1 pseudogene is annotated in these 223 nt (G+C 78.5%); it reads right to left on the reverse strand.

The annotated features are described in order from the left end of the window. A pseudogene (locus tag G3I42_RS02400) lies at positions 1-223 on the reverse strand (hypothetical protein); the annotation flags it as partial.

Below are 223 nucleotides of genomic sequence, written 5' to 3' on the forward strand. Positions count from 1 at the left end.
TCAGGCCTCCGCCACCGAGACCCGGACCGGGCGCGTCGGCTCGCCGTCGTTCTCCTCGGGCGCGCCCGCGGGCTCGGCCGGGACCTCCTCGTCCGTGGGGCCCGCCTGCTTCGCGAGGTTCGAGGCGCCGCGGCGGGGGAGGAGCGCGAGGACCGCCTCGCGGTGCGTGTCGGCCGCCGAGTCGTCGTACGGGTCGGGGGTCGCCGGGACCTGGAGACGCAGT

Source organism: Streptomyces sp. SID11385, from assembly GCF_010548245.1.
GTDB lineage: Bacteria > Actinomycetota > Actinomycetes > Streptomycetales > Streptomycetaceae > Streptomyces.